The following is a 24,459-nucleotide window of genomic DNA, read 5'->3' as shown; positions in this document are numbered from 1 at the left end:
CAAATATACTTCAAATAAATTTTGATGCTTCATGTATAAGAAAACACATGTTAGAATAAAGCATTATAAAAGTTGGAGGAAATTGTAGCAATGAATAACAATCGTTCTTCAAGACACGAAAACAAAGAAAAAAAAGTAAACCGATTATATAATCTGTTAATTGCTGTCGTAGCAGTTTTAATTGTATTTGTCGGTGGTACGATGATTCTTGGAAACAAGGATAAATCGGATAACCAAGCGGAAACAACTCAAAACAATCCGCAAACAAATGACCAAAAAACGGACAAGACGGCTAAAAAAGACGATGATTCTTCGAAAGATGATCAAGCAACAGATGATCAAGCAACGGACGATCAAAGTTCTGAAGATGACCAAAGCTCTGAAGATGATCAAGCAACAGATGAAGAATCAAATGACTCAGATTCACAGGCTGAAGTAGAGAAAAATCCAGAGCCTGGCGTGGCAGAACGCAAGGTAGATCCTTCATGGGATTCAGTAGGTACGTCACAAGATGCACCTGCAGCAACTTATAAAAAAGGATCAACGGATTGGAACGAAATGCTAAAAGCTGTAGGCGAAGGATCAGGCATTAGCCCAAGCAATATGACCGTATGGCGTTTAGGGAATAACGGTGGCGTAGGTAAAGCCGTAGCTACGGTTAGTCCTAAAGGCAACTCATCAACAAAATACCGCGTTCAAATTGAATGGGTAGATGGAGAAGGCTGGAAGCCCGCAGTAGTGGATAAGCTTCAATAAGAAAAGCAGCGCGCTAGCGCTGCTTTTTTAATTTGAAATGAACAACTGCAGAGTACAGTTTTTTACCTTGTTCATAGTCCACAGACATTTGATGAGATACGCTGTGCACCTCAAGCAAAATCGCTTTATTTTGATCAATTTTTTCCGCAATTTGTTTCTCAAGCATTTTAACATCAGGCGCTTCAAAAAATTCTATTTTATCTTCAATCATTTCAAATTCAAAATTCATCTTACGACCTCCTTACCTCATTACTATAGTATAGCAAATAGAAAGTTAAAAGCTTAAAATATTTGTAAATGAAGAACAAACGATAGCTAAAAACATACTATATCCATAAGAATTATTAGTTATAAGGAGGCGTTTTTTATGGGTCTAGAGTTTTTAGATATCTTTGAAAAGTGGGCGAATGAGTATGATGCATCGGTAAGCGGGAAAGATGAACAGTATAAAGAAGTGTTTCGCAATTATAATGAAATCTTAGAGTATGTAGCAAATCGTTCAATAGGGCATGTGATCGAATTTGGAACAGGGACTGGAAACTTAACAAAAAAACTTTTAGAAAAAGAACTTACGGTAGTAGGAATTGAGCCGTCAGTGCCAATGAGACAATTGGCACACCAGAAATTAGGAGCAGATGTTTTAGTCACACCGGGAGACTTTTTACAGTTTGATACATCGTTGTTTCCAGCAGAGAGCTTAGTTAGTACGTATGCATTTCATCATTTAACAGATAAAGAAAAAGAAGAAGCTGTGATAAACTATGGAAAGTTACTTCAAACCGGTGGTAAAATAGTGTTTGCCGATACAATGTTTGAAACAGCGGATTCATTTGCTGATACCATTGTTCAGGCAAAACAAAAAGGGTATACGCAACTAGCAGAAGATCTAGAGAGGGAATACTATACAACGATCCCTGTCTTAAAGCAAATCTTTGAAAGCAATGGTTTTCACATAACCTTTACACAATTTAATCACTTTGTGTGGGTATTGGAGGCAACGAAACAATAGTAGAAAGAGGTTTTAAAATGAAAGTAGCAATCATTGGAGCAATGGAAGAAGAAGTGACGATTTTACGCGATAAAATTGAGAATCGTCAAGAAACAGTAATCGCAGGATGTGAATACTCAACAGGAACAATCAGCGGCGTGGAGGTTGTATTATTAAAATCAGGTATTGGAAAAGTAAATGCGGCGTTATCTACAGCCATCTTACTAGAGAAGTTCAAACCTGATTACGTTATTAACACAGGATCAGCAGGCGGTTTCCATCCAGAGTTAAACGTAGGGGATGCGGTTATTTCAACAGAAGTTCGTCATCATGATGTAGATGTAACGGTATTCAACTATGAATACGGTCAAGTGCCAAACTTGCCTGCAGCTTTTAAAGCAGATGAAAAACTAGTTCGTCTTGCTGAAGAAAGCGCTCTTGAAGTAACGGATATGAAAATTGTAAAAGGATTAATTGCTACAGGAGATTCGTTCATGAACGATCCTGTGCGCGTAGAGTTTGTTCGCTCTAAGTTTCCAGACCTTTATGCAGCTGAAATGGAAGCAGCGGCTGTTGCTCAAGTATGCTATCAATTTGGCGTACCGTTTGTTATTCTTCGTGCTCTTTCTGACATCGCCGGCAAAGAATCAAATGTTTCTTTTGAGCAATTTTTAGAAAAAGCAGCTGTTAATTCAACAAAATTAGTATTGAATTTTATTACAAAATTAAAATAAGCTGTTCATAAAATATAGAGTTTGTTTTCGTCTACACTCTGCATCGTTTGTCATAACATGGGGTGTAGACTATATTTTCATCTTAATTCCTACTTTATTTATAGGTTAAGTTATATTATTTCGATAGGGAGGTGTTCAAGATTATGAAGGTAGTCAAAAACGTTCATGAATTGATTGGAAACACACCTATGATTGAGATTACACAATTTGATTTACCTAGGGAAATCAGGATATTTGCCAAGCTGGAATATGTTAATCCAGGAGGAAGTGTAAAAGATCGTTTAGGAAAAGAACTGCTGCAAGAAGCTCTTGGCTCTGGAAGACTGAAGCGAGGCGGAACGCTGGTTGAGCCTACTGCTGGGAATACGGGGATCGGGCTGGCTTTAGCTGCTCTTCAGTACGAAATAAACGTCATACTATGTGTTCCAGAAAAATTCAGTATTGAAAAACAGCAGCTTATGAAGGCTTTGGGGGCAACGGTGGTTCAAACGCCTACTGAAGCAGGTATGAAAGGTGCTATAAACAAAGCTCAAGAGCTGCTGCGTGAAATCCCTGGTTCTTATTGTCCTCAACAGTTTGCTAATCCGGCCAACCCTATGACTTATTATAAAACCTTAGGGCCAGAAATATATGAACAGCTTGATGGAAAAGTTGACGTGTTTGTAGCTGGAGCAGGTACAGGGGGGACATTTATGGGTACAGCGAAATTTTTGAAAGAAAAAAATCCTTCTCTAAAAACAGTCATCGTGGAGCCAGAAGGTTCAATTTTAAACGGGGGGAAATCCGGTCCTCACTTAACTGAAGGAATTGGAATGGAGTTCATCCCTGATTATATGGAGCGATCTTATTTTAATGCTATTCATACTGTTGAAGATGTTTATGCTTTTCAAAGAGTGAAAGAGCTGGCTTTAAAAGAGGGGTTACTAGTAGGTAGCTCTTCAGGAGCAGCCTTTGAAGCAGCCCTGATCGAAGCAAAAAATGCAGAAAAAGGGGCTCATATCGTCACGATTTTTCCGGATAGCAGTGAACGGTACTTAAGTAAAAATATTTACAGTGGAGGAAGATAAGATGAAACGTAAAACACAGTTGATTCATGGTGGAATTGTTGGCGATGAACAGACGGGTGCTGTCTCTGTTCCTATTTATCAAGTGAGTACTTATAAACAAGAGGGAGCGGGAAAACATACGGGATATGAGTATTCGAGAACCGGTAACCCTACACGTCATGCCCTAGAAGAACTTATCAAAGAAATTGAAGGAGGATATGCTGGGTTTGCGTTTGGATCTGGTATGGCCGCTACTACTGCCGTGTTCATGCTGTTTAACAGCGGAGATCATGTGTTAATTACAGATGACGTATACGGAGGAACGTATCGAGTGATCACAAAGGTACTAAGCCGTATCGGCATTGAGGCTACTTTTATTGATACAAGCGATATCCAAAATATCGAGAAAGAAATTCGCCCTAACACAAAAGCCATTTTTATTGAAACTCCAACGAATCCTCTTCTAAAAATTACTGACTTGCAGCATGCTTCTTCAGTAGCTAAACAACACCATTTACTTACCATCGTTGACAACACATTCAGTACGCCGTATTGGCAAAATCCTATCGAAAAAGGCGCAGATATTGTTCTGCACAGTGCAACTAAGTATTTAGGGGGACACAGTGACGTTGTAGCAGGGCTAGCAGTGGTGAATTCGCCTAAATTAGCTGAAGACCTTCATTTTATTCAAAATGCGACTGGAGGCATTTTAGGACCTCAGGATTCTTGGCTTTTAATGAGAGGGATTAAAACATTAGGAATACGAATGGAAGAACATGAATTCAACACGGGGAAAATAGTAGAATTTTTACTTGCCCATCCTGCTGTGGCAAAAGTATATTATCCAGGATTAAAAACCCACCCAAACCACCTCATTGCTAAAAAGCAAGCAAGAGGTTTTGGGGGAATGGTTTCGTTTGATGTGGGAAGCGAAGAGAAAGCGGAAGAAGTACTGAGCAAAGTGAAGTATTTTACATTAGCAGAAAGTTTAGGAGCCATCGAAAGCCTCATTTCCATTCCTTCTAAAATGACTCATGCTTCTATACCGAGCGACCGACGTAAAGAGCTAGGAATTACAGATGGATTAATTCGTATTTCTGTAGGTCTTGAAGATGTAGAAGATTTAATTGAAGACTTAGAAAGAGCATTGGAATAAAGGTGGTAAAAATAGGATTTTTATAGACCTATAGATCTATGATAGAGTAGAGTTATAACATTCTACTGAGAAGGTGATTGTATGAAAGCTCAACACATCAAAGCAAAAATTGAAGATTACAGCCGCTTTATTTACGTCCTTCTAGCCGTAAGTACATTCTTGTATATTGGTGTTATGATTGGCCAAGGTGAAAAAAGTGATATGCAGCTTGGAATAATGGAAGCGATCGTTATTCTTTTTACCGCCCTTGCTTTTTATTTTAGTTATCAAACTAAAAAACTAAAAAAAGAATTAATGAAAGAAAAAGAATAATAGATACAAAAAGGCGATGATCCATCGTCTTTTTTTTATGAGGGTTAAAAAAATAAAAAAATTCCCTATTTTTCAAAAAAACAGTTTACTTTTTATAAGTTCGTGGATATAATTACCATTGTAAGGAAAATACTTTATTAAAAGGAGGTCGAGTCATATGTTAAGACGTTTATCAGGTATGGATCATTCAGTTTGGGCTATGTTCAAAAATCGTCTATATATGTATACTATTCGGCCGTGTTCCTGTATCAAGTAACTTTCTTACCTTGATCGTTAAAACACGTTAATTCACCACAGGTGCGAATAGTAGCCCTGTGGTTTTTATTGTCTTTCAGCCACAGGATGCTTATGCATAACTGTGGTTTTTTTTGTATAAGGAGGTGATTGGAATGACACTGAATATTTTCTTTTTAACTATTACCATAAAGTCCCGTCAATACTCAGAGGAAGAAATTAAGCATGAACAGTATGTAAGACAATTAGAAGAAGAAATAAAAGACCGCAAGTATGAATTTTATCGTCATTTCTAATTTGAATAGTGGAAAGGAGTGTATGAATGATGATTAATCAAAAAGGATATATCGTTGTATGGCTGCTTGTGGAGAAAGATTCCACCTAAATGACTAGTAGGGGGAGTAATGATGTGTTTGCTGCGGATTATCATTTGGAAATTATTTTAAAAAAAGAGCGGAAAGAAGGATTAATTCTCCTTCTTTCCGCTCTTTTTTTTCTCTTTTTCGGCTCTGTAAAATTCGTGAAACATTTTCATCAGCGCTCGCTTTTCAATTCGCGAAACATAACTTCTTGAAATATTTAATTCCTTTGCAATTTCTCGCTGGGTTTTTTCATCCTGCAAATCCAAACCGAAGCGGCCAACAATTACTTCTTTTTCTCGATCATCGAGGATATCGATATATTCTTTTATTTTTTCTAATTCCATATTTAGTTGAATCATATCAATTACATCGTCTGATTCTGATTTTAATACATCAATCAAACTGATTTCATTTCCTTCTTTATCCTGGCCAATTGGATCATGCAGCGACACATCTTTTTTTGTTTTTTTGAGCGCTCGCAAGTGCATCAATATTTCATTTTCAATACAGCGTGCGGCATAAGTAGCTAATTTTGTTCCTTTTCCTTGCGAATAACTTTCGATTGCTTTAATTAAACCGATTGTCCCAATTGAAATTAAATCTTCCGCATCCTCTCCCGTGTTTTCAAACTTTTTAACAATATGCGCAACGAGTCGGAGATTGTGTTCAATAAGAAGGTTTCGCGCTTCTTGATCTCCTTGTTCCATTAAAGATAAATATCTCTTTTCTTCAGCAGCAGACAAGGGTTGAGGAAACGCATTGTTTTTTACGTAGGAAACAAGGAAAACCAATTCTTTAAAGAAATAGCCTAGTGCGGTAAATAATGCAGACATCTCTTCACCTCCATAAGGGGATATCAACCTGTGAGAGACTAACATTACACTATATGTAAAAAGAAGGATGTCTTTGCCTGTACGTTTAAAATTCCCCCCAGGGACAAGAGAGTTTGAAAAAGTCCACAGATTTTTCTTTAGAGATAGTTACCAGCCTATACAGAGAAAAAGTATGTACATACGCTAGTAGTAGTTCATAGTGTAAGGAGGGAGAGTATGTACGGTTACGGAGGCTGCTGTTATCCTAATTATCCAGCTTACCCATGCGGAGGAGGGTTCGGCTGGGGACTTGGATTGTTGATTGTTCTATTTGTTCTGTTATTAATTTTCGGAAGCTTCTATTGGTTTTTTAGCTGCTGGTGTTAAAAAAAACTCATGCATGTGCATGAGTTTTTTTAGATGACATATCCTACCGAATAGAACCATTCATTTTTAAGAATTCTTAAGGAATTTTCGCTTTGTTTCTTAAAGAAGATGATTTATTCTATAATTAAGAAAAGAAGCAAGATGATAATATTCCTTTGTAAAAGTAAATGGAGCTCTATACTTTTTTTAGCTTGAACGTACTAATCATCAAGCAAGCGAGTACGATAATTAAAAACATATAAAAGTGTGAAGGCAAATAAGGGACGCCCAAGTAGCTAAGAGTTAATAAACAACCTGCTGCGGTAATAGGGAGCCCTGTAAAATACCCAGTATTTTCTGTGATGTTAAAGCGGGCAAGACGAAGTGCTCCGCAAGCAATGTAACAGATGGTAACAATTGAACCTGCAGCACCAAAGTGAGATAAAATACTTTGATAAAGTAGTAGAGCTGGAGCGATGCCAAATGATATAATATCGCACATGGAGTCCAGTTGTTTTCCAAGTTCAGATTCAATTTGCAGCTTTCTGGCTACCATGCCGTCGAATCGGTCTGCTAACGCTGCTAAAAAAATTAGTAATAAACTTAAGTTCAATTCATTTTTCATGACAAATAAAATAGCAAAGCTTCCTAAACTTAAATTAACAATCGTTAAGGAGTTTGCCGCTTGGGATCTCAGCTTTTTAATTGTATGATCTAGATAGTCTAATAAAAACAATTTCCTCACTCCTTTAAAGGATGGAATGAACTAAAGGTAAAAATAATGGTAATTTCATTGTAGACGCAAACCTTATTCTAGTAAAGAACTATTCAGTATGTGGAGGTAAAATTATTGTTGCAGCACCTGTATCGAACGTTTATTGAGCTTACGAATCACCAGGGATCATCGAAGCTCATTCGAAAATTCACTTTCTCTAAATGGAGTCGGTTTATTATACCCTCCTATACAAAAGTTTTTAAAGTAAATAAAGAAGAAATGGACAAGCCTCTGCATCATTATCAAAACTTACACGAGCTATTTATTCGTCGTTTGAAGCCTTCTGCCCGTCCGGTCGATCAGCAGAAAGACAGCGTTGTCAGTCCTGTAGATGCAAAGATAGAAGCATATGGAGTCATTACGCCTCAAAAAGAAATGATTGTAAAAAACAAACCTTATTCTATACAGGAAATGGTTTCAAATGATCTCATTCTTGAAAAATATATAGAAGGACAGTTTATCATCCTCTATCTTAGTCCAAAAGACTATCATCGCATTCACAGTCCTCTTAAAGCACAAGTAGGGAATACGTGGACCGTTGGACAAAAGTCTTATCCAGTAAATTCATTAGGAATCAAGTATGGGAAAGAACCGCTTGTGAAAAATTTCCGGAAGCTCACGGAGTTAACATTTGAAAATGGTCACATGCTGATGGTAAAAGTAGGAGCCATGTTTATAAACAGCATTGAAGCGGTTTCTAAAAAAGAAGTAGTCGAAAAAGGGGAAGAAATGGCTTACTTCACGTTTGGCTCGACTGTCATTTTATTATTTGAGAAGAACTCAATCACTTTTGATTCTAACGTCCACTCAGGTTCTTACGTAAAATGTGGAGAACCAATTGCTCATTTGAAAAAATAGAGCCTATATAATAAAAGAGTAGATAGATAAATGAAGATGCAGCTTTCTTTTATTAAGAAGGCTCTTTTATTCGTTAAGAAGGAATTTGTATGCTAATCTTTAATGATCTTCTTTCAATTTCCTCTTCAATTAATTTTATAAAATCAGGGCTTAATTGCAGTTCGGTTGCTTTGCTGTATGACTCAATAAGCAGCTCATCTGATAATTTTCTCATAAGATTGCCGCCACCTCCTACTAAAATAAATATCCTAAAAAGTTATATTTAAATGCTAATAAATTCCTTATTTATAATCTAACATGAATCAAATAAAGGAACAATCGTTCTGTTATCCACAGCTTTCGGTGGATAAAATGTGGGTATGTTGTTTATAATTACCATTAATTGCTGAACTATAACAGAGGATAATGTGTATAACCTTATCCACATAGTTGGGGTTATCATTTTTTGTCGAAAACTTTTAACAGAATTTGTTTACCACTTACCCTATTTGATAAGTAATAAACGTTTTCTGCACTATTTTTTATTTTAAGTTTGCAGTGGGTAAATATATCGTAAGCTCACGAACAAATGGAGGTTTACTGCCTTTTGTCAATAACTTTCTGTATAAAGTTAAAGCATTCACAAGGCATATCCTTTATACTAAGAAAAGACCTGTTTTTGAAGAGAATAAAATTTTAGGTTGGAAAATAACAAGAAGTCGTTATAATGATAGACGGCGTTAATTTTAGTATGTAACTATATATTCGAGGTGCATGATACGTGTTGAAACTTTTTTTACCAAATGAACATGTGAAAAACGTGTTTCAAATTAAGCCAGACGATTTGAAAGAGCGCGGGATAAAAGGAATTATTACCGACTTAGATAACACGTTGGTGGAATGGGATCGCCCTGATGCCACTCCGGAATTAATTGAGTGGTTTCAGTTAATGAAAGATAGTGGAATTAAAATTACGATTGTATCGAATAATGTGGAGAAACGAGTCAAGCTGTTTTCAGATCCAGTTGGACTTCCATTTGTATATAAAGCACGCAAACCGATGCGTAAAGCATTTAGAAGAGCTCTTCGTGATATGGAGCTGCAAAAAGATGAGGTTGTGGTCATTGGCGACCAGCTTTTAACGGATGTATTAGGAGGAAATCGCCTAGGCGTATATACGGTTTTGGTTGTACCAGTTGCGCAAACAGATGGATTTGTAACGAAATTTAACCGTAAAATGGAACGAAGAATTTTAGGTTGGATGAAACGAAAAGGTATGATTAACTGGGAGGATTAAAACGTGAGTGAAGAAAAAATACAGTGCGTAGGATGCGGAGTGGAGATTCAAACAGAACGACCGAATGAACTTGGCTACGCTCCAAAATCAGCATTAGAAAAAGAAGCTATTATTTGCCAGCGATGCTTTCGCTTGAAGCATTATAATGAAGTACAAGATGTTTCCTTAACAGACGATGATTTTTTAAAAATCTTAAATGGAATTGGTCAAACGGACGGTTTGGTTGTAAAAGTTGTAGATATCTTTGACTTTAACGGCAGCTGGTTACCTGGTTTGCATCGATTTGTTGGAAATAATAAGGTTCTTTTAGTGGGAAATAAAGCAGATTTATTGCCGAAGTCTATAAAGAAAAATAAACTAATTCATTGGATGAAGCGAGAAGCGAAAGAGCTTGGCCTAAAATCAGTGGATGTGTTCCTCATGAGCGCGCAAAAAGGACAAGGAATTCGAGAAATTGCCGAAGCCATTGAACATTATCGCGAAGGTAAAGATGTATATGTTGTTGGATGTACAAACGTTGGTAAATCGACATTTATTAATGCCATTATTAAAGAAGTAACGGGAGAAAAAGATATTATTACTACGTCTCAATATCCGGGCACAACGCTTGATATGATTGATATCCCGCTTGATAACGGCGCGTCTTTATATGATACGCCTGGCATTATTAATCATCATCAAATGGCTCACTATGTAGATAAACGAGACTTAAAGTTAATTTCTCCTAAAAAAGAAATAAAGCCGAAGGTTTATCAGCTAAACGAAGGGCAAACGTTATACTTTGGAGGACTGGCGCGCTTAGATTATGTACAGGGAGGCCGCAAGTCGTTAACATGTTATGTATCGAATGATTTGCATATCCATCGTACAAAGCTTGAAAAAGCAGATGAGTTGTATGAAAAGCAAGCAGGTGAACTGCTTCAGCCGCCGCGCCCAGAGCAAATGAGTGAGTTTCCTGAACTTGTTGCACATGAATTTACAATCAAAAATGAAAAGACGGATATTGTTTTTTCAGGGCTTGGCTGGGTGACGGTTAATGAGTCAGGTTCAAAAGTTGTGGCGCATGCACCAAAAGGAGTCGGCGTATTTGTGCGCGATTCTTTAATTTAAACAAAAAGGGGAAAAAATCTTGAGTACATTATATGGGCTAGTTGGTTATCCGCTTGGGCATTCACTATCGCCATTGATGCAAAATGATGCCTTTAAACGTCTGAACATGGATGCGCATTATGAGGCTTTTCCAATTGAACCTGTTCATTTTGAGTCAGCTATTGGAGAGCTAAAAGATAAAAACATTCAAGGATTTAATGTCACGATTCCGTATAAAGTTGATATTATGAATCATTTGGATGAAGTCGATTCATTAGCAAAGGCAATTGGCGCTGTAAATACAGTTGTTAATCAAGATGGCCGTTATATTGGATACAATACCGACGGAGAGGGGTATGTGACTTCTTTACTCAAAGCAGTAGAAGGCGGCTTATCCCAAAAAAGAATTTTAATTATTGGAGCTGGAGGAGCTGCGAAAGCTATTTTTTATACAATTGCAGCTCAGCACGCTCCCGATGTAATTGCGATATGCAATCGTACCGTCGAAAAAGCAGCTGTACTAGCTAACGAGCTGCCTTTTTCGACGAAAACGGCGGCGATGTCTATTTCTGATGCGGAAAAACAACTAGATACATTCGATATTATTATTAATACCACTTCGGTGGGGATGTATCCTAACGTTGATGAGCTGCCTTTAGCACTTACTTTATTGCAAAAAGAAGCGATAGTCAGCGATATTATTTACAACCCTTTAAAAACAAAGCTTTTGAAAGAGGCTGAAGCAAAAGGGGCAGGCACTCATAACGGTGTCGGTATGTTTGTACTGCAAGGTGCACTTGCATTTGAAAAATGGACGAAGGTCCGTCCTGACGAAGAGGCAATGGAACACATTGTTCTTTCAACACTAACTAAGAGATAAGATACAACGGAGGTTTTTATGTTAACAGGTAAACAAAAACGTTTTTTACGTTCAAAAGCACATCATTTAAATCCAATTTTCCAAGTAGGAAAAGGTGGAGTCAATGAAAATATGATTGGTCAAATTGCTGATGCATTAGAAGCAAGAGAATTATTAAAAGTAAGCATTCTGCAAAACTGTGACGAAGATCGTGACACGGTTGCTGCTCGATTAACAAAAGGAACAAAAGCAGAGCTTGTACAAGTGATTGGAAATACAATTGTGTTATATAAAGAATCACGTGAAAATAAGCAGTTAATGCTTCCAAAAGTGAAATGAAATAGAGCGGGGAAACCCGCTCTATTTAAAAATGAAGTAAATTAAAGGAGTCGGGGATTGTTGAAGAGTATTGGAATTTTAGGTGGAACGTTCAATCCGCCTCATTTGGGGCATTTAATGATGGCAAATGAGGTTTTGCATGCCTTGAAATTAGATGAGATATGGTTCATGCCGTCATATATTCCACCTCATAAAACAATCAAAGAGCCTATTGAGCCATATCATCGTTTACAAATGCTAAAGCTAGCTATTGAAGAACATGATCAATTCACCCTGCAGCCGATTGAATTTGAGCGCAAAGAGCCTTCATATACATATGATACGATGAGAATACTAACAGAGAAATATCCAACGTATCAGTTTCATTTCATCATTGGTGCTGATATGGTAGAATATTTGCCGAAGTGGTATGAAATTGATGAATTAGTCAATTTGGTTACATTTGTAGGTGTAAAGCGCCCGGGGTATACCATTACGTCCCTTTACCCGATAAAAGAAGTAGAAGTTCCGCAGTTTGATGTCTCCTCTTCCTTTATTCGCGAACGAGTAGTAAAGAAAGAAACCATTCGTTATTTTATACCTGCTGGTGTTAAACAATATATCGAGGAGAATCAATTATATGAATCGAACTGAGGCATTAGAAATCGTAAAGAAACAGTTAACAGAACGTCGTTATATTCATACTGTCGGGGTAATGGAAACAGCAATTGAATTAGCTAAACGTTTTGAAGCAGACGAAAAAAAAGCAGAACTGGCTGCTATTTTTCATGACTATGCCAAGTTTCGTCCAAAGGAAGAGATGAAGCAAATTATTATTGATCAAAACATGAACCCTTCTTTATTGGAATACAATACCGAATTATGGCATGCTCCAGTAGGCGCGTTTTTAGTGAGAAATGAAGTAGGGATTACGGATAAGGAAGTATTGGATGCAATTGCTTACCATACATCCGGAAGACCTGGCATGACGTTACTTGAAAAAATTGTGTACGTTGCTGATTATATTGAACCTGGAAGGAGATTTCCAGGTGTTGATGAAGTGCGGGAGTTAGCTAAAACCGACTTAAATGCAGCACTTATTCAATCATTAAAGAATACTATTTCTTTTTTAATGACCAAACATCAGGCCGTTTATCCCGATACGATGATGACATATAATGATTTAATCTTAGGAGGTCAAACACATGACTGAACGTGAATTGCTATCTCTTGTTGTAGAAGCAGCCGATGATAAAAAAGCAATCGATATCGTAGCGTTAAATATGGAAGGAATCTCACTTGTGGCAGATTATTTTGTTATTTGTCACGGTAACTCAGATAAACAAGTGCAGGCAATTGCTCGTGAAATTAAAGAAAAAGCACACGAACAAGGCATTTCTGTGAAGCGTTTAGAAGGGTTTGAGCAGGCTAAGTGGGTGCTTGTTGATCTTGGAGATGTTGTGGTTCACATTTTCCATAAAGATGAGCGCGGATATTATAACTTAGAACGCTTATGGGGAGATGCACCATTTGTAAGTTCAGAAGAGCTACAGCTATGAGCAGGTACGGAGAATTTGCCTACGTATATGATCAGCTAATGGCAGACGTTCCGTATGACGATTGGGCTGAATTTTTTAATCAGCAGGTGGCAAAAGCAAAAACAAAGCCTAACAGTATATTAGACCTTGCCTGCGGCACGGGAGAACTCTCCGTTCGATTTGCAAAAGAAGGTTTCTCCGTAGTCGGCGTTGATTTGTCTGATGATATGCTTATGGTAGCTCAAGAGAAGGCAGCAGAAGCAGGGGTAACGCTATCTCTTTTTCAGCAAAACATGGCGGAACTTGAGTTATTGAAAGAGTTTGATTGTGTAGTAATCTTTTGTGATTCTTTGAACTATTTGCAAAGTGATAAAGAAGTTCAAGAAACCATTCAACGTGTATATAAACACTTAAAACCAGGTGGGCTCTTTATATTTGATGTTCATTCAGTGCATAAGATGAAGGACGTATTTGGAAATCAATCTTTTTCTTATGTAGATGAAGACGTGTCATATATTTGGAACTGCACCTATGACGATACAGACATGCGTGTAGAGCATGATATTACGTTTTTTGCTTATGATGCAGAAATCGATGCATATCATCGTTTTGATGAGGTGCATGCTCAGCGCACTTGGTCGATTGACCATTATCAATCATGGCTGAGCCAAGCTGGTTTTATAAATATAGAAGTAAGTGCAGATTTCAAAATGAGTAAGCCTACTTCAAACAGTGAGCGCATCTTTTTCTCTGCGCAAAAAAAAGAAGCCGAGTAGAGGCTTCTTTTTTGTTTCAAAGCAGGATTTCTACAGAAATTATGGAATAAGACTATCAAACTGATTGTGAACAAGCTCAATGTCTTCGTCAAATTTTTCGTGTGTTTTTTGAAATACGTGCACAAACATCTCTCCGAGTTCAGCTTCTAAAACTTTAATACCTTCTCCGGTTACACCGCCTTTTACGCATACTTTATCCTGCAAGGTAGGAAGCGTAAATATTTCTTTTTCCAACAGTTTTCCCATTCCAATAATCATATCGCTGGCCATGACGGTAGCTTCTTCTGCAGAAATATTTGTTTCTTGGACTGCTGCATCAATAAAGCGTTGAAGCAAAAAGCTGAAGAATGCAGGACCGCAGCTTACAATATCGGATGATACGCGGGTAATTGTTTGATCAATAGCCACAGGCTTTGACATAGATGAAAATAATTCATGTAAATAATTTTGGTAAAAAGGCGTACATCTTTCTCCAAACGTGAAAAGAGAAACACCTGCTAATGCCCGATTCGTAATGCTAGGGATAATTCTAGCTGCTTGACTCGGAATGAGGCGTTCGATTTGTTCTACGCTAATTGGACTGGTAATGGATACAATGCAGTGATCTTTTGTCAGCAGTGGTTCTAATTGTATTAAAAGGGGGTGAATATCCAATGGCTTAACACAAATAAAAATGACTTTGGATGCGTGAACAACTTCTTCAGCTGTATCAGCAACATGAATTTTTTTATGCTGCTGTTGAATCTCTTTGGCCCTTTTTTTTGTACGATTCATAATAGTAATTTTAGAAGGACGTACGGCTTTTGATTCAATAAACGCATCAATTAATATTTTCCCCATGTTCCCTGTTCCGATAAACCCTATGTTCACTGATTCATTCCCTCCTTCAAAAGCCTTTTCTTCTAAACACTATGAAGACGTAATGGAATTTATGACGTTACTTCAAAATTCAAAGGAGTGTACAAGTTGACTTTTTCAAAAAAACAATGGCTAATTGGGTGTATTTGCTTAGCAGTTGGATTGGCTTTTTATATCTATCGAACAGGAGGAGAGAAACCGGAAAGTTCTCTTCAAACCTCAGATATAATCAAGGCAGAATCTTCTGCTACAAAAAAAGAAGGAGAGTCGTCTAATCAAGTAATTTCAAGCCAAGATTCCCCGTTTGTGATGGTGGATATTAAAGGAGCTGTTCAGAAGCCTGGTGTATACCAGCTTCCGAAAGATGCAAGGGTAAAAGATGCTCTAGCACAAGCCGGAGGCGCTACGAAAGAAGCGGACTTAAGACAGCTCAATTTAGCTAGCAAGCTACAAGATGAAATGGCTGTGTATATTCCAGCTGCTGGAGAAGAAATCCCCCCTTCATCTCCAGTTTCTTCAATTTCTTCCTCAGGAACTTCAAATGATCAGCCCCTTGTTAATATCAATACAGCGAACACTGATGAACTACAAACGTTAAATGGCATTGGACCTTCAAAAGCCAGTGCCATCGTTTCATATCGAGAGGAAAATGGCTTGTTTCAAACAGTAGAGGATTTGGGAAAAGTATCAGGTATTGGCGAGAAGTCGCTAGAAAAAATCAAAACTCAAATTACGGTACAGTAGAGACTTATTGACGAAAAAGGAAAAAAAACGCTACACTATGAAAGAGAAAAGTATCATTATTCAGTTTTAAATAAAAAGGCAGGGAATGAGATGAACCGGATTTCATGGGATCAATATTTTATGGCACAAAGCCATTTGCTAGCTTTAAGAAGCACTTGTGAACGTCTGGCTGTTGGAGCTACAGTGGTGCGTGATAAACGTATTATAGCTGGAGGATACAACGGTTCGATCAGCGGAGGCGTGCATTGTGCTGACGAAGGCTGCTATGTAATTGATGGCCACTGCGTAAGAACTGTCCATGCAGAAGTGAATGCACTCTTGCAGTGTGCTAAGTTTGGTGTGAAGACAGAAGATGCGGAAGTATACGTCACGCATTTTCCTTGTTTAAACTGCTGTAAAGCTCTTATTCAAGCGGGAATTAAAACAGTATATTATGCTAATGATTACAAAAATCATCCGTATGCTGTTGAGTTATTTGAACAGGCGGGAGTGAAAACAGCAAAAGTTGAACTTGATGAAGCAATCATTGACTTAAAAAGTAAAGAGAAGCTTCAATTTGTAACGGATGTTCTCGCTCGTTTAGAAAAAAGCGGAGCTGACGAAGCAGAAGTGATGAATTTACAGCGTGAAGCTCTCGCTTTGTTTACGGCAAATTAAAGGTAAAAGAGGTTTTTTACTTGGTAACAGTAAGAAGCCTCTTTCTTTTAAGAAGAAAGGAGCTAAAAGTGAAAGGATATTATATTTACTGTGCTTTTAGCATGATGCTAGCCTTATATGTATATGATAATTATTCCGCTGTAAGCCTGTTTTTGCTAATCGTGCTTTTCATTTTTCAATGGCTACAATGTCCGAGGAAAGTGGTTATTGCTTCTGCACTGTTGAGCGTTTTGTGCGTCTACCTATTAGCTGAGGCAAATAACCATAACAAAACGGTTCTTTTAGCTGAATCTTCTACTTTTACAGGCGAAATTTCATCTGTTCCGCATAGTGACGGCGACAAGCTTACTTTTAAGTTTACGGTTCAAAATGAAGAAGTCATGGCTTTTTATAAACTAAAAACGCTGGAAGAGAAACAGCAGCTCGAAAAGCTAACGATTCATCAAGTTTGTCAACTAGCAGGGCAATTAACTTCTCCTTCATCTGCTCGCAACCTTCATGCATTTGATTATCAGCAATATTTATACCATCAGTCTATTCATTGGCAGCTTAACGTCAAGAGACTTGATTTGGCAAAATGCCAGCTCCCCACCTTAACTCCACTTACGTACCTTACCTTTATTCGTCAAAAAGGAATTAATTATATTCAACAAAACATGTCGGATCCAGGCGCTGGATTTATGCAGGCACTAATTTACGGCGAGCGTACTGGGATCGAAGAAGAGAGTATCAAGCGCTATCAGCAATTTGGTTTAATACACTTGCTTGCCATATCAGGTCTTCATGTTGGACTGCTGACAGCGATGTGTTTTTATTTGCTCATTCGGATTGGAATAACGCGCGAGCGAGCCATTACGCTTTTACTTTTGCTTCTTCCTGTATACATGGTTTTGGCCGGTGGCAGCGCTTCAGTTGTCCGAGCTGTTTTTATGAGTATGCTGATGCTTATATCGATAAAAATACAAAGAAAAATTCTTTTGGTTGATAGCATCAGCCTTGCTTTTATGAGCATGCTGCTTTTCAAACCGTACTATTTATTTGATGTAGGATTTCAGCTTTCTTTTGCCGTTAGTTTTGCCTTGATTTTATCGAGTCAGACAATTTTACCTCGTTTTCATTCTTCTTTCAGCCAGCTCATGGCTGTTTCAGCGATTGCACAAGTCAGTTCACTTCCTTTATTGTTGTACTATTTTTATGGAGTATCTCTCCTCAGTTTGCCATTAAATATGGTTTTTGTACCGTTGTTTTCTCTTGTTGTATTACCTCTTTGTTTGCTCATTCTTTTTGTTCGTATCATCTTGCCGGGAGTGAGTGAATTGCTGGAGCAAATTCTTCATGTTCTTTTACTTGCTTGTGAAAAATTGCTTGATTTTTTTGAGTGGATTCCCGCTGATTTCGTAACGGGAAAACCCCATATTTTGCTGTTTTTGGGCATGTACCTATGCATTTATGCTTTATTTGTGGCGGTCGAAGAAGGGGAATTTTTCGTTCGCTATATGTTTCTTCTCGCGGCATTGTTAGCCGCACAATGTATGTATCCTTATTTGAATCCAAAAGGAACGGTCACAATGGTCGATGTAGGACAAGGAGACTGCCTTATCATTGAGCTTCCTTATCGAAAAGGCGTGTATATGATCGATACCGGAGGAACCGTTTCATTTCCAAAAGAACCATGGCAAAAACGCCGTTCTTCTTTTGACGTGGGAGAAGACGTACTTGTTCCCTTTTTGCATTCAAAAGGAATGACAAAGGTAGATAAAATGATTATTACACACGGCGATTATGATCACGCAGGGGCGGCACAGCATTTATTTTCACAAGTGGCTGTCGGAGAGCTGGTGCTTGGGAAAAAAGCCGAATTAAATGACGTAGAGACTGGCTTGGTGATCGCTGCTCAAAAACAAAGCGTGCCTGTTCAAATTGTTCAACAAGGAGATAGCTGGCAAGAAGGAGGTGTCTTATTTCAGGTTATTTCTCCGACAGGTTTCGAAGAAACGAGCAACAACGGCTCAATTGTAATAGACGCTAAGTTAGGAAATTTAAGATGGCTATTCACCGGAGATTTAGAAAAGGAAGGAGAACAAAAAATATTGAAAGACTTTCCCAACCTTAAAGCAGATGTATTAAAAGTGGGTCATCATGGCAGTAAAACCTCAACTTCAGAAGAGTTTGTTCAACATTTAAACCCTAAAGTAGCGCTTGTTTCAGCGGGGCAAAAAAACCGTTATGGTCATCCTCATCAAGAAATATTAGAGCTTCTGAAAAGCTACGGGGTGTATATTTACCGAACGGATGAAGATGGTGGGGTAATGTATGAATTTACAAAAAAGTCAGGAACGTTTTCGCAGCAACTTCCATAGTCTATAGTAAGAAAAACGAACTGAAAAAGACTGCTAAGAAGCAGCCTTGAAGCAATTTTACGAACCCAAGTAGTGAATCACAGTTGCAATAACAAATAAGGCAGTGAAAAAGCCAAATGAAACACCAAATCCTACGGCAGAATCGACAGCGTCGTTGCGTTTACTTTGGACACTTTCTTCAAATTGGTTCATTAACACCCCTCCTGTTTACAGTATAATCTAACTTTTTTTAAAAATCTAGACAATTTAAAAGCGTTTTCACAAACTGACAACAGTTAACAACTATACTTTATGAGCATGAGGAGAAAATAGAGATAAGGGTTTAATCATTAACAAATAAGTAACCTAGGGCTTATATTGTTGATGTTTATCATAAACTGAGGAATTGTCGTTTTAAGACAATTCCTTTTGTATTGTTGCCAAAAACTCATAACACCTTTACGATAGAAATTGTATTTTGTTTATCAGTAACTATACATAATCAATATAGATGAATAAAAAAAGAGGAGCGTATATACGTTGGCAGTTGATAGCTTAAAAAGTATTACCAAAAATAATATCGCCCCCGTTTATTTAATACACGGGGTTAATGCATTTATGAGTAAAAAAATTAGAGATAAAATCGTCGACTATACGTTGAATGAAGAAGATAAAGAATTTAACTTGTCCCTATACGATTTAGAAGAGACATCGATTGATCAAGTTCTAGAAGATGCTGAAACGCTTCCTTTTTTAGGAGACAAGCGTGTAGTGGTTGCGAAAAATGCAGCATTTTTAACGGCTGAAAAATCAAAAGATAAAGTTGAGCATGATCTGGCAAAACTTCAGCAATATGTCGAACAGCCCCCGTCTTTTTCAACGTTAATTCTTCTAGCCCCTTATGAAAAGCTGGATGAAAGAAAAAAAATAACAAAATTATTAAAAAAACAAGCAGCTTACATCGAAGCGAACGAATTTGGTGAAAAAGAAATGAAGCAGTGGATTCATAATTTGCTTTCAAAAGATGGAGTGAATATGGATGAAGATGCTGAAACGCTGCTTATTCAGCTTGTGGGGCTTAATGTAACGCTTGTGACAAACGAAATTGAAAAAATGGTGTTATACGTTGGACAAGGAGGAGTCATTACAAAAGAAGTGGTGCTTAAGCTTGTGGCGAAAACGCTTGAACAAAACGTATTTACGCTTATTGACGCTGTTATTCAGCGAAAGGTTTCTATCGCTTTAAATATGTATCAGGATTTGCTGCGTAACAACGAAGAGCCTATTAAAATTTTATCTTTGTTAGCGACGCAGTTTCGTTTAATTTATCATACGAAGCAGCTGTCTAGCCAAGGGTACGGTCAGCAGCAAATTGCTCAAACGATTAAAGTTCATCCGTTTCGTGTGAAAATTGCTTTGCAGCAGAGCCGAAGTTTTGAGGAACAGCAGCTTAAAGAAATTTTAAAGGATTTAGCAGAGGCGGATTATGAAATGAAGACGGGGAGAATGGATAAAGCGCTTATTTTACAGCTGTTTTTATTAAAAAGAGCGCAATAAAAAAACGATCCTAATGGGATCGTTTTTGTCTCAATTATGCAGATAAACCGTTAAGTTTTACTGCTAAGCGAGATTTTTGACGAGCTGCAGCATTTTTGTGGATAAGACCAGATTGTGCGGCTTTGTCTAATTTTTTAGAAGCAACAGCAAATGCTGCTTTTGCGTTATCTACATCGTTGTTTTCAACTAAAGCTTCAAAGTTTTTGATTGCAGTACGCATAGCTGATTTAGCTTGAATGTTATGAGCACGGCGAGCTTCAGTAGTTTTTACACGTTTGATAGCTGATTTAATGTTTGGCATCCGTTTCACCTCCCGAAATGATAACAATCGAGATTATATAGAACTCGACATTCTTCACAATAAGAACAAAAGATATTTTATCAAACACAAGGACAGAATGCAATAGCCTTGACAAGGAATTTTATATGACAGACCTCTCTTTAAAAGCTTGTAGCTGATATTGCGCCCTTCCTTCTACTTTTCGTTTCTTAAATGCATGAATCTGCCAGTCCTCGGTGACAATAATTTCAACAAAGATTGTCTAGGAGGTTAAGAAATGGAAAAAGAACTTGATTTAAGTCAATATAGCGTGCGCACGGATCTAGCTGTCGAAGCAAAAGACATAGCGTTAGAAAATCAGCCTAAACCGAATAACCAGTCAGAAATCAACGGCGTAATTGTAAAAGAAAAAGAAGAACAAGGTGTCAAAATTTCAATGGTAGAAATTACGGAAGAGGGGGCAGAAGCAATCGGTAAGAAAAAAGGCCGATATGTAACCCTTGAATCGGTAGGCATTCGCGAGCAGGATACTGAAAAGCAAGAGGCTATGGAAGAAGTATTTGCTAAAGAGCTGAATTTTTTTATTAAAAGCCTCAACATTCCAGATGATGCTAGCTGTCTTGTAGTGGGTCTTGGAAACTTAAGTGTGACACCAGATGCGCTTGGACCAAAGGCAGTAGATAATTTGTTGATTACAAGACATTTGTTTGAGTTACAGCCTGAAAGCGTGCAAGATGGCTTTAGACCCGTTAGCGCCATTGTTCCGGGAGTAATGGGAATGACGGGTATTGAGACAAGTGATATTATCTTTGGCGTTGTAAAGAAAGTGAATCCGGATTTTATTATTGCAATCGATGCGCTGGCCGCTCGTTCGATTGAACGGGTAAATGCTACCATTCAAATTTCAGATTCAGGTATTCATCCTGGGTCTGGGGTTGGAAACAAGCGCAAAGAAATCAGTTATGAAACACTTGGCATTCCAGTTATTGCAATAGGTATTCCAACGGTGGTGGATGCTGTGTCCATTACAAGCGATACAATTGACTTTATCTTAAAACATTTCGGCCGAGAAATGAAAGAGCAGGGAAAGCCGTCTAAGTCGCTGCTTCCGTCCGGTATGACGTTTGGAGAAAAAAAGAAGCTCACGGAGGATGATTTACCCAATGAAGAGCAGCGTCAAACGTACCTCGGTATGATTGGCACTCTTCCCGATGAAGAAAAAAGACGTCTTATTCATGAAGTGCTTGCACCTTTAGGTCATAATTTGATGGTTACACCAAAAGAAGTGGATATGTTTATTGAAGATATGGCTAATGTAGTTGCAGGAGGACTTAACGCTGCTTTGCATCATGAAGTGGACCAAGAGAACTTTGGGGCATATACTCATTAATACGCTTTTAGATGAATGAGTTCTTCAGAATATAGTCATAATGGTTAGTACTACAGAAGATAAAGAAGTAAGGGGCCTAATAATATGATTAAATTTACTTTAAAATCAGTAGTGCTAACTATTTTTTTACTGTTCGTCGTATTTTTAGGAATGCAGACGGCTCAGCAAGGGCTGATTAAAATGAAGGGATATAATGATCCTTCGATTGAACATGTTATTAATGTGTCTAAAACGTCAGATGGTCAGGTGGAAGCTGCTGTTTTAGGTTCAAAAAAAGTTGTGAACATTGATGAAAAACAGCAGCTTTTAGAAAAACGAAAGGCTTTTAACTTTTTCTCCTCGCTAGGTCAAAGTCTAGCGGAAGGCGTGAAAAGTACAATAGGGAAAGCTTTTAAGGCTATCCATCATCTTCTTAATTAAAAGCAGAATCTCTTTCTGCTTTTTTGTATGGAAAAATCCCCAATGGAATGCTTATTGAATGTTGACGAATGTGTTGTTATAATTTAGTTTAGTGTATTTTGCCGATTTTCAGTAGGAGTGAAAAAAATATGGATAGAGAAGCAAGATTGAAACGACAATCGAAAATCAGAAATTTTTCGATTATTGCTCATATAGACCACGGTAAGTCAACATTAGCAGACCGTATTTTAGAAAAAACAAATGCGTTAACACAGCGAGAAATGAAAGCTCAGCTTTTAGATTCGATGGATTTAGAACGTGAACGTGGAATTACCATTAAATTAAATGCTGTGCAGCTTCAATACAAAGCAAAAGATGGAGAAGAGTATACTTTTCATCTAATTGACACACCGGGACACGTCGATTTTACATATGAAGTGTCGCGAAGTTTAGCCGCGTGTGAAGGTGCTATTCTAGTAGTAGATGCAGCTCAAGGTATTGAAGCTCAAACACTAGCAAACGTATATTTAGCGCTTGATAACAACCTTGAAATTTTACCTGTCATTAATAAGATTGACCTGCCGAGCGCAGAGCCAGAGCGAGTGCGCCAAGAGGTTGAAGACGTAATTGGATTAGATGCGTCGGAAGCTGTATTAGCTTCAGCTAAAGCAGGAATTGGAATCGAAGAAATTTTAGAACAAATTGTTGAAAAAGTTCCTGCTCCTGAAGGGGATCCAGATGCACCGCTTCAAGCGCTAATCTTTGATTCATTTTATGATGCATACCGAGGTGTAGTTGCATCTATTCGTATCGTACAGGGACGAGTAAAAGTAGGCGACAAAATTAAAATGATGGCAACAGGAAAAGAGTTTGAGGTAACGGAGCTAGGTGTGTTAACGCCAAAAGCCGTTGCTAAAGATGAACTTTCTGTTGGCGACGTAGGGTTTTTAACAGCAGCTATTAAAAATGTTGGAGATACGCGAGTAGGGGACACGATTACTCTTGCCAAAAACGGAGCAAGTGAACCTCTTCCTGGCTATCGTCGTCTGAATCCAATGGTATACTGCGGACTGTATCCGATTGATACAGCGAAGTATAACGATCTTCGTGAAGCACTAGAAAAGTTAGAGCTAAATGACTCTGCACTTCAGTTTGAGCCAGAGACGTCTCAGGCCTTAGGGTTTGGTTTCCGATGTGGATTCTTAGGACTGCTTCACATGGAGATTATCCAAGAGCGTATTGAGCGTGAATTTAAAATTGATTTAATTACAACAGCTCCAAGCGTTATTTATGACGTATATTTAACAGACGAGACTCATCTGTCTGTAGATAACCCTTCTAATATGCCGGACCCACAAAAGATTGAACGCGTGGAAGAACCGTATGTGAAGGCCACAATGATGGTACCAAATGATTATGTTGGTGCTGTGATGGAGCTTTGTCAGAAGAAGCGAGGCAACTTTATTGATATGCAGTACTTGGATGCTAATCGCGTGAGTATTGTGTACGAAATTCCGCTGGCTGAAATTGTATATGATTTCTTTGATCAACTAAAATCAAATACAAAAGGCTACGCGTCGTTTGACTACGAGCTTATCGGATATCAGCCTTCGAAGCTTGTGAAGATGGATATTCTCTTAAACGGTGAAACGGTCGATGCGCTGTCCTTTATCGTTCACAGAGATTCAGCTTACGATCGTGGTAAAGTCATTGTAGAAAAGCTTAAAGAGCTTATTCCACGTCAACAGTTCGAAGTGCCGATTCAAGCCGCAATCGGTCAAAAAATTGTGGCGCGTTCAACAATTAAAGCTATTCGCAAAAACGTTTTAGCAAAATGTTACGGAGGAGATATCTCTCGTAAACGTAAACTTCTTGAAAAACAAAAAGAAGGTAAAAAACGTATGAAGCAGGTCGGTTCTGTTGAAGTACCGCAGGAAGCATTCATGGCTGTGCTTCGCATGGACGAAGATTAATAGCTGA

At 38.0% G+C, this 24,459-nt stretch carries 31 protein-coding genes; 24 read left to right on the top strand and 7 right to left on the bottom strand.

Annotated elements, in window-relative coordinates:
- The first annotated feature begins 90 nt into the window (after positions 1-90).
- On the top strand, positions 91-756 hold the full coding sequence (locus LJY09_RS22750; protein ID WP_013059276.1) for a YrrS family protein: 666 nt from the start codon (positions 91-93) through the stop codon (positions 754-756).
- A 13-nt stretch (positions 757-769) separates the two neighbouring features.
- Here the strand turns inward: LJY09_RS22750 and LJY09_RS22745 are convergent, their stop codons facing one another.
- Positions 770-985 carry a DUF2536 family protein gene (locus LJY09_RS22745; RefSeq protein WP_013085082.1) on the bottom strand — a complete coding sequence of 72 codons (216 nt, stop codon included), beginning with the start codon at positions 983-985 and terminating at the stop codon, positions 770-772.
- 138 nt (positions 986-1,123) lie between these two features.
- On the opposite strand from LJY09_RS22745, the gene LJY09_RS22740 reads away from it, so the two are divergent.
- The 6 genes from LJY09_RS22740 to LJY09_RS22715 all read left to right on the top strand — a co-directional run bounded on the left by LJY09_RS22740 (position 1,124) and on the right by LJY09_RS22715 (position 5,522).
- Positions 1,124-1,765: a class I SAM-dependent methyltransferase gene (locus LJY09_RS22740; RefSeq protein WP_028411672.1), complete on the top strand. Its 642-nt coding sequence runs from the start codon at positions 1,124-1,126 to the stop codon at positions 1,763-1,765.
- 17 nt (positions 1,766-1,782) lie between these two features.
- Positions 1,783-2,478: a 5'-methylthioadenosine/S-adenosylhomocysteine nucleosidase gene (mtnN, locus tag LJY09_RS22735; protein WP_028411671.1), complete on the top strand. Its 696-nt coding sequence runs from the start codon at positions 1,783-1,785 to the stop codon at positions 2,476-2,478.
- Positions 2,479-2,621: 143 nt separating this feature from the next.
- Entirely contained in the window at positions 2,622-3,545 is a 924-nt protein-coding gene (locus LJY09_RS22730) for a PLP-dependent cysteine synthase family protein (RefSeq protein ID WP_028411670.1), read from the top strand.
- Between the two features lies 1 nt (position 3,546).
- On the top strand, positions 3,547-4,680 hold the full coding sequence (locus LJY09_RS22725) for a bifunctional cystathionine gamma-lyase/homocysteine desulfhydrase (protein ID WP_028411669.1): 1,134 nt from the start codon (positions 3,547-3,549) through the stop codon (positions 4,678-4,680).
- 81 nt (positions 4,681-4,761) lie between these two features.
- Positions 4,762-4,992 (top strand): YrhC family protein, encoded by a 231-nt coding sequence (locus LJY09_RS22720; RefSeq protein ID WP_028411668.1) that lies wholly within the window; start codon positions 4,762-4,764, stop codon positions 4,990-4,992.
- A 389-nt stretch (positions 4,993-5,381) separates the two neighbouring features.
- On the top strand, positions 5,382-5,522 hold the full coding sequence (locus tag LJY09_RS22715) for a YrzI family small protein (RefSeq protein ID WP_014458165.1): 141 nt from the start codon (positions 5,382-5,384) through the stop codon (positions 5,520-5,522).
- Positions 5,523-5,692: 170 nt separating this feature from the next.
- Here the strand turns inward: LJY09_RS22715 and sigK are convergent, their stop codons facing one another.
- Positions 5,693-6,421 carry an RNA polymerase sporulation sigma factor SigK gene (sigK, locus tag LJY09_RS22710; RefSeq protein ID WP_013059268.1) on the bottom strand — a complete coding sequence of 243 codons (729 nt, stop codon included), beginning with the start codon at positions 6,419-6,421 and terminating at the stop codon, positions 5,693-5,695.
- A 216-nt stretch (positions 6,422-6,637) separates the two neighbouring features.
- Between sigK and LJY09_RS22705 the strand changes: the two genes are divergently transcribed.
- Positions 6,638-6,787, top strand: coding sequence for a hypothetical protein (locus LJY09_RS22705; RefSeq protein ID WP_014458166.1), 150 nt, complete (start codon positions 6,638-6,640; stop codon positions 6,785-6,787).
- Positions 6,788-6,962: 175 nt separating this feature from the next.
- On the opposite strand, the gene pssA is transcribed toward LJY09_RS22705, so the two are convergent.
- Positions 6,963-7,502 (bottom strand): CDP-diacylglycerol--serine O-phosphatidyltransferase, encoded by a 540-nt coding sequence (gene pssA / locus LJY09_RS22700; protein WP_013059266.1) that lies wholly within the window; start codon positions 7,500-7,502, stop codon positions 6,963-6,965.
- A 114-nt stretch (positions 7,503-7,616) separates the two neighbouring features.
- Between pssA and LJY09_RS22695 the strand changes: the two genes are divergently transcribed.
- Entirely contained in the window at positions 7,617-8,399 is a 783-nt protein-coding gene (locus tag LJY09_RS22695) for a phosphatidylserine decarboxylase (protein ID WP_028411667.1), read from the top strand.
- Between the two features lie 73 nt (positions 8,400-8,472).
- Here the strand turns inward: LJY09_RS22695 and LJY09_RS22690 are convergent, their stop codons facing one another.
- The gene (locus LJY09_RS22690) at positions 8,473-8,613 is read right to left on the bottom strand and encodes a sporulation histidine kinase inhibitor Sda (protein WP_013059264.1); all 141 of its coding nucleotides are present in this window, start codon (positions 8,611-8,613) and stop codon (positions 8,473-8,475) included.
- Between the two features lie 549 nt (positions 8,614-9,162).
- On the opposite strand from LJY09_RS22690, the gene LJY09_RS22685 reads away from it, so the two are divergent.
- From LJY09_RS22685 to LJY09_RS22650, 8 genes are read left to right on the top strand one after another with little or no spacing between them, the layout of a single operon-like run.
- Complete coding sequence (locus LJY09_RS22685) at positions 9,163-9,675, top strand: YqeG family HAD IIIA-type phosphatase (RefSeq protein ID WP_013059263.1); 513 nt, start codon at positions 9,163-9,165, stop codon at positions 9,673-9,675.
- A gap of 3 nt (positions 9,676-9,678) precedes the next feature.
- Positions 9,679-10,785 carry a ribosome biogenesis GTPase YqeH gene (gene yqeH / locus LJY09_RS22680; protein WP_028411666.1) on the top strand — a complete coding sequence of 369 codons (1,107 nt, stop codon included), beginning with the start codon at positions 9,679-9,681 and terminating at the stop codon, positions 10,783-10,785.
- A 19-nt stretch (positions 10,786-10,804) separates the two neighbouring features.
- Positions 10,805-11,644, top strand: a complete 840-nt coding sequence (aroE, locus tag LJY09_RS22675) for a shikimate dehydrogenase (protein WP_228307438.1) — start codon at positions 10,805-10,807, stop codon at positions 11,642-11,644.
- 18 nt (positions 11,645-11,662) lie between these two features.
- Positions 11,663-11,962, top strand: coding sequence for a ribosome assembly RNA-binding protein YhbY (yhbY, locus tag LJY09_RS22670; protein ID WP_013059260.1), 300 nt, complete (start codon positions 11,663-11,665; stop codon positions 11,960-11,962).
- A gap of 60 nt (positions 11,963-12,022) precedes the next feature.
- Positions 12,023-12,595, top strand: a complete 573-nt coding sequence (locus tag LJY09_RS22665) for a nicotinate-nucleotide adenylyltransferase (protein WP_228307797.1) — start codon at positions 12,023-12,025, stop codon at positions 12,593-12,595.
- Positions 12,582-13,154: a bis(5'-nucleosyl)-tetraphosphatase (symmetrical) YqeK gene (gene yqeK, locus LJY09_RS22660; RefSeq protein ID WP_028411664.1), complete on the top strand. Its 573-nt coding sequence runs from the start codon at positions 12,582-12,584 to the stop codon at positions 13,152-13,154. The genes LJY09_RS22665 and yqeK overlap by 14 nt, the downstream gene beginning before the upstream one ends.
- Positions 13,147-13,500 (top strand): ribosome silencing factor, encoded by a 354-nt coding sequence (gene rsfS, locus LJY09_RS22655; protein ID WP_013085071.1) that lies wholly within the window; start codon positions 13,147-13,149, stop codon positions 13,498-13,500. Before yqeK ends, rsfS begins: the two co-directional genes overlap by 8 nt.
- Positions 13,497-14,255 (top strand): class I SAM-dependent DNA methyltransferase, encoded by a 759-nt coding sequence (locus tag LJY09_RS22650; protein WP_099331297.1) that lies wholly within the window; start codon positions 13,497-13,499, stop codon positions 14,253-14,255. Before rsfS ends, LJY09_RS22650 begins: the two co-directional genes overlap by 4 nt.
- Positions 14,256-14,294: 39 nt before the next feature.
- Here the strand turns inward: LJY09_RS22650 and comER are convergent, their stop codons facing one another.
- Positions 14,295-15,125 carry a late competence protein ComER gene (comER, locus tag LJY09_RS22645; RefSeq protein WP_099000499.1) on the bottom strand — a complete coding sequence of 277 codons (831 nt, stop codon included), beginning with the start codon at positions 15,123-15,125 and terminating at the stop codon, positions 14,295-14,297.
- A 96-nt stretch (positions 15,126-15,221) separates the two neighbouring features.
- Here comER and LJY09_RS22640 point away from each other — a divergent pair, with 96 nt between their 5' ends.
- The 3 genes from LJY09_RS22640 (at position 15,222) to LJY09_RS22630 (ending at position 18,874) form a co-directional block, all read left to right on the top strand.
- Positions 15,222-15,857 (top strand): helix-hairpin-helix domain-containing protein, encoded by a 636-nt coding sequence (locus LJY09_RS22640; RefSeq protein WP_416339292.1) that lies wholly within the window; start codon positions 15,222-15,224, stop codon positions 15,855-15,857.
- Between the two features lie 90 nt (positions 15,858-15,947).
- Positions 15,948-16,514, top strand: coding sequence for a ComE operon protein 2 (locus LJY09_RS22635; protein ID WP_028411661.1), 567 nt, complete (start codon positions 15,948-15,950; stop codon positions 16,512-16,514).
- Positions 16,515-16,582: 68 nt separating this feature from the next.
- The gene (locus tag LJY09_RS22630; protein ID WP_228307436.1) at positions 16,583-18,874 is read left to right on the top strand and encodes a DNA internalization-related competence protein ComEC/Rec2; all 2,292 of its coding nucleotides are present in this window, start codon (positions 16,583-16,585) and stop codon (positions 18,872-18,874) included.
- A gap of 57 nt (positions 18,875-18,931) precedes the next feature.
- On the opposite strand, the gene LJY09_RS22625 is transcribed toward LJY09_RS22630, so the two are convergent.
- Positions 18,932-19,066, bottom strand: a complete 135-nt coding sequence (locus LJY09_RS22625) for a YqzM family protein (RefSeq protein WP_013059251.1) — start codon at positions 19,064-19,066, stop codon at positions 18,932-18,934.
- 327 nt (positions 19,067-19,393) lie between these two features.
- Here LJY09_RS22625 and holA point away from each other — a divergent pair, with 327 nt between their 5' ends.
- The gene (gene holA / locus LJY09_RS22620; RefSeq protein ID WP_228307435.1) at positions 19,394-20,410 is read left to right on the top strand and encodes a DNA polymerase III subunit delta; all 1,017 of its coding nucleotides are present in this window, start codon (positions 19,394-19,396) and stop codon (positions 20,408-20,410) included.
- Between the two features lie 34 nt (positions 20,411-20,444).
- Here holA and rpsT read toward each other — a convergent pair whose 3' ends face one another.
- Positions 20,445-20,711 carry a 30S ribosomal protein S20 gene (rpsT, locus tag LJY09_RS22615; RefSeq protein WP_013085065.1) on the bottom strand — a complete coding sequence of 89 codons (267 nt, stop codon included), beginning with the start codon at positions 20,709-20,711 and terminating at the stop codon, positions 20,445-20,447.
- A 256-nt stretch (positions 20,712-20,967) separates the two neighbouring features.
- Between rpsT and gpr the strand changes: the two genes are divergently transcribed.
- The 3 genes from gpr to lepA all read left to right on the top strand — a co-directional run bounded on the left by gpr (position 20,968) and on the right by lepA (position 24,452).
- Positions 20,968-22,080: a GPR endopeptidase gene (gene gpr / locus LJY09_RS22610; protein ID WP_028411658.1), complete on the top strand. Its 1,113-nt coding sequence runs from the start codon at positions 20,968-20,970 to the stop codon at positions 22,078-22,080.
- Positions 22,081-22,164: 84 nt separating this feature from the next.
- On the top strand, positions 22,165-22,500 hold the full coding sequence (locus tag LJY09_RS22605) for a YqxA family protein (protein ID WP_028411657.1): 336 nt from the start codon (positions 22,165-22,167) through the stop codon (positions 22,498-22,500).
- Between the two features lie 128 nt (positions 22,501-22,628).
- Positions 22,629-24,452: a translation elongation factor 4 gene (gene lepA, locus LJY09_RS22600; RefSeq protein WP_013059246.1), complete on the top strand. Its 1,824-nt coding sequence runs from the start codon at positions 22,629-22,631 to the stop codon at positions 24,450-24,452.
- Positions 24,453-24,459: the final 7 nt, after the last annotated feature.

Source organism: Priestia sp. J2, from assembly GCF_020790095.1.
In the GTDB taxonomy this organism is placed as follows: Bacteria; Bacillota; Bacilli; order Bacillales; family Bacillaceae_H; genus Priestia; species Priestia zanthoxyli.
The sequence above is the reverse complement of the archived record's forward strand: the minus strand, read 5'-3'. Positions and strand labels throughout refer to the sequence as shown.

Excerpts from the sequence above, each read along its gene's own strand:
- LJY09_RS22750 (WP_013059276.1), top strand. The coding sequence starts at position 91 with ATGAATAACAATCGTTCTTCAAGACACGAAAACAAAGAAAAAAAAGTA.
- LJY09_RS22745 (WP_013085082.1), bottom strand. The coding sequence starts at position 985 with ATGAATTTTGAATTTGAAATGATTGAAGATAAAATAGAATTTTTTGAA.
- LJY09_RS22740 (WP_028411672.1), top strand. The coding sequence starts at position 1,124 with ATGGGTCTAGAGTTTTTAGATATCTTTGAAAAGTGGGCGAATGAGTAT.
- mtnN (WP_028411671.1), top strand. The coding sequence starts at position 1,783 with ATGAAAGTAGCAATCATTGGAGCAATGGAAGAAGAAGTGACGATTTTA.
- LJY09_RS22730 (WP_028411670.1), top strand. The coding sequence starts at position 2,622 with ATGAAGGTAGTCAAAAACGTTCATGAATTGATTGGAAACACACCTATG.
- LJY09_RS22725 (WP_028411669.1), top strand. The coding sequence starts at position 3,547 with ATGAAACGTAAAACACAGTTGATTCATGGTGGAATTGTTGGCGATGAA.
- LJY09_RS22720 (WP_028411668.1), top strand. The coding sequence starts at position 4,762 with ATGAAAGCTCAACACATCAAAGCAAAAATTGAAGATTACAGCCGCTTT.
- LJY09_RS22715 (WP_014458165.1), top strand. The coding sequence starts at position 5,382 with ATGACACTGAATATTTTCTTTTTAACTATTACCATAAAGTCCCGTCAA.
- sigK (WP_013059268.1), bottom strand. The coding sequence starts at position 6,421 with ATGTCTGCATTATTTACCGCACTAGGCTATTTCTTTAAAGAATTGGTT.
- LJY09_RS22705 (WP_014458166.1), top strand. The coding sequence starts at position 6,638 with ATGTACGGTTACGGAGGCTGCTGTTATCCTAATTATCCAGCTTACCCA.
- LJY09_RS22690 (WP_013059264.1), bottom strand. The coding sequence starts at position 8,613 with ATGAGAAAATTATCAGATGAGCTGCTTATTGAGTCATACAGCAAAGCA.
- yhbY (WP_013059260.1), top strand. The coding sequence starts at position 11,663 with ATGTTAACAGGTAAACAAAAACGTTTTTTACGTTCAAAAGCACATCAT.
- yqeK (WP_028411664.1), top strand. The coding sequence starts at position 12,582 with ATGAATCGAACTGAGGCATTAGAAATCGTAAAGAAACAGTTAACAGAA.
- rsfS (WP_013085071.1), top strand. The coding sequence starts at position 13,147 with ATGACTGAACGTGAATTGCTATCTCTTGTTGTAGAAGCAGCCGATGAT.
- LJY09_RS22650 (WP_099331297.1), top strand. The coding sequence starts at position 13,497 with ATGAGCAGGTACGGAGAATTTGCCTACGTATATGATCAGCTAATGGCA.
- LJY09_RS22635 (WP_028411661.1), top strand. The coding sequence starts at position 15,948 with ATGAACCGGATTTCATGGGATCAATATTTTATGGCACAAAGCCATTTG.
- LJY09_RS22625 (WP_013059251.1), bottom strand. The coding sequence starts at position 19,066 with ATGAACCAATTTGAAGAAAGTGTCCAAAGTAAACGCAACGACGCTGTC.
- rpsT (WP_013085065.1), bottom strand. The coding sequence starts at position 20,711 with ATGCCAAACATTAAATCAGCTATCAAACGTGTAAAAACTACTGAAGCT.
- gpr (WP_028411658.1), top strand. The coding sequence starts at position 20,968 with ATGGAAAAAGAACTTGATTTAAGTCAATATAGCGTGCGCACGGATCTA.
- LJY09_RS22605 (WP_028411657.1), top strand. The coding sequence starts at position 22,165 with ATGATTAAATTTACTTTAAAATCAGTAGTGCTAACTATTTTTTTACTG.
- lepA (WP_013059246.1), top strand. The coding sequence starts at position 22,629 with ATGGATAGAGAAGCAAGATTGAAACGACAATCGAAAATCAGAAATTTT.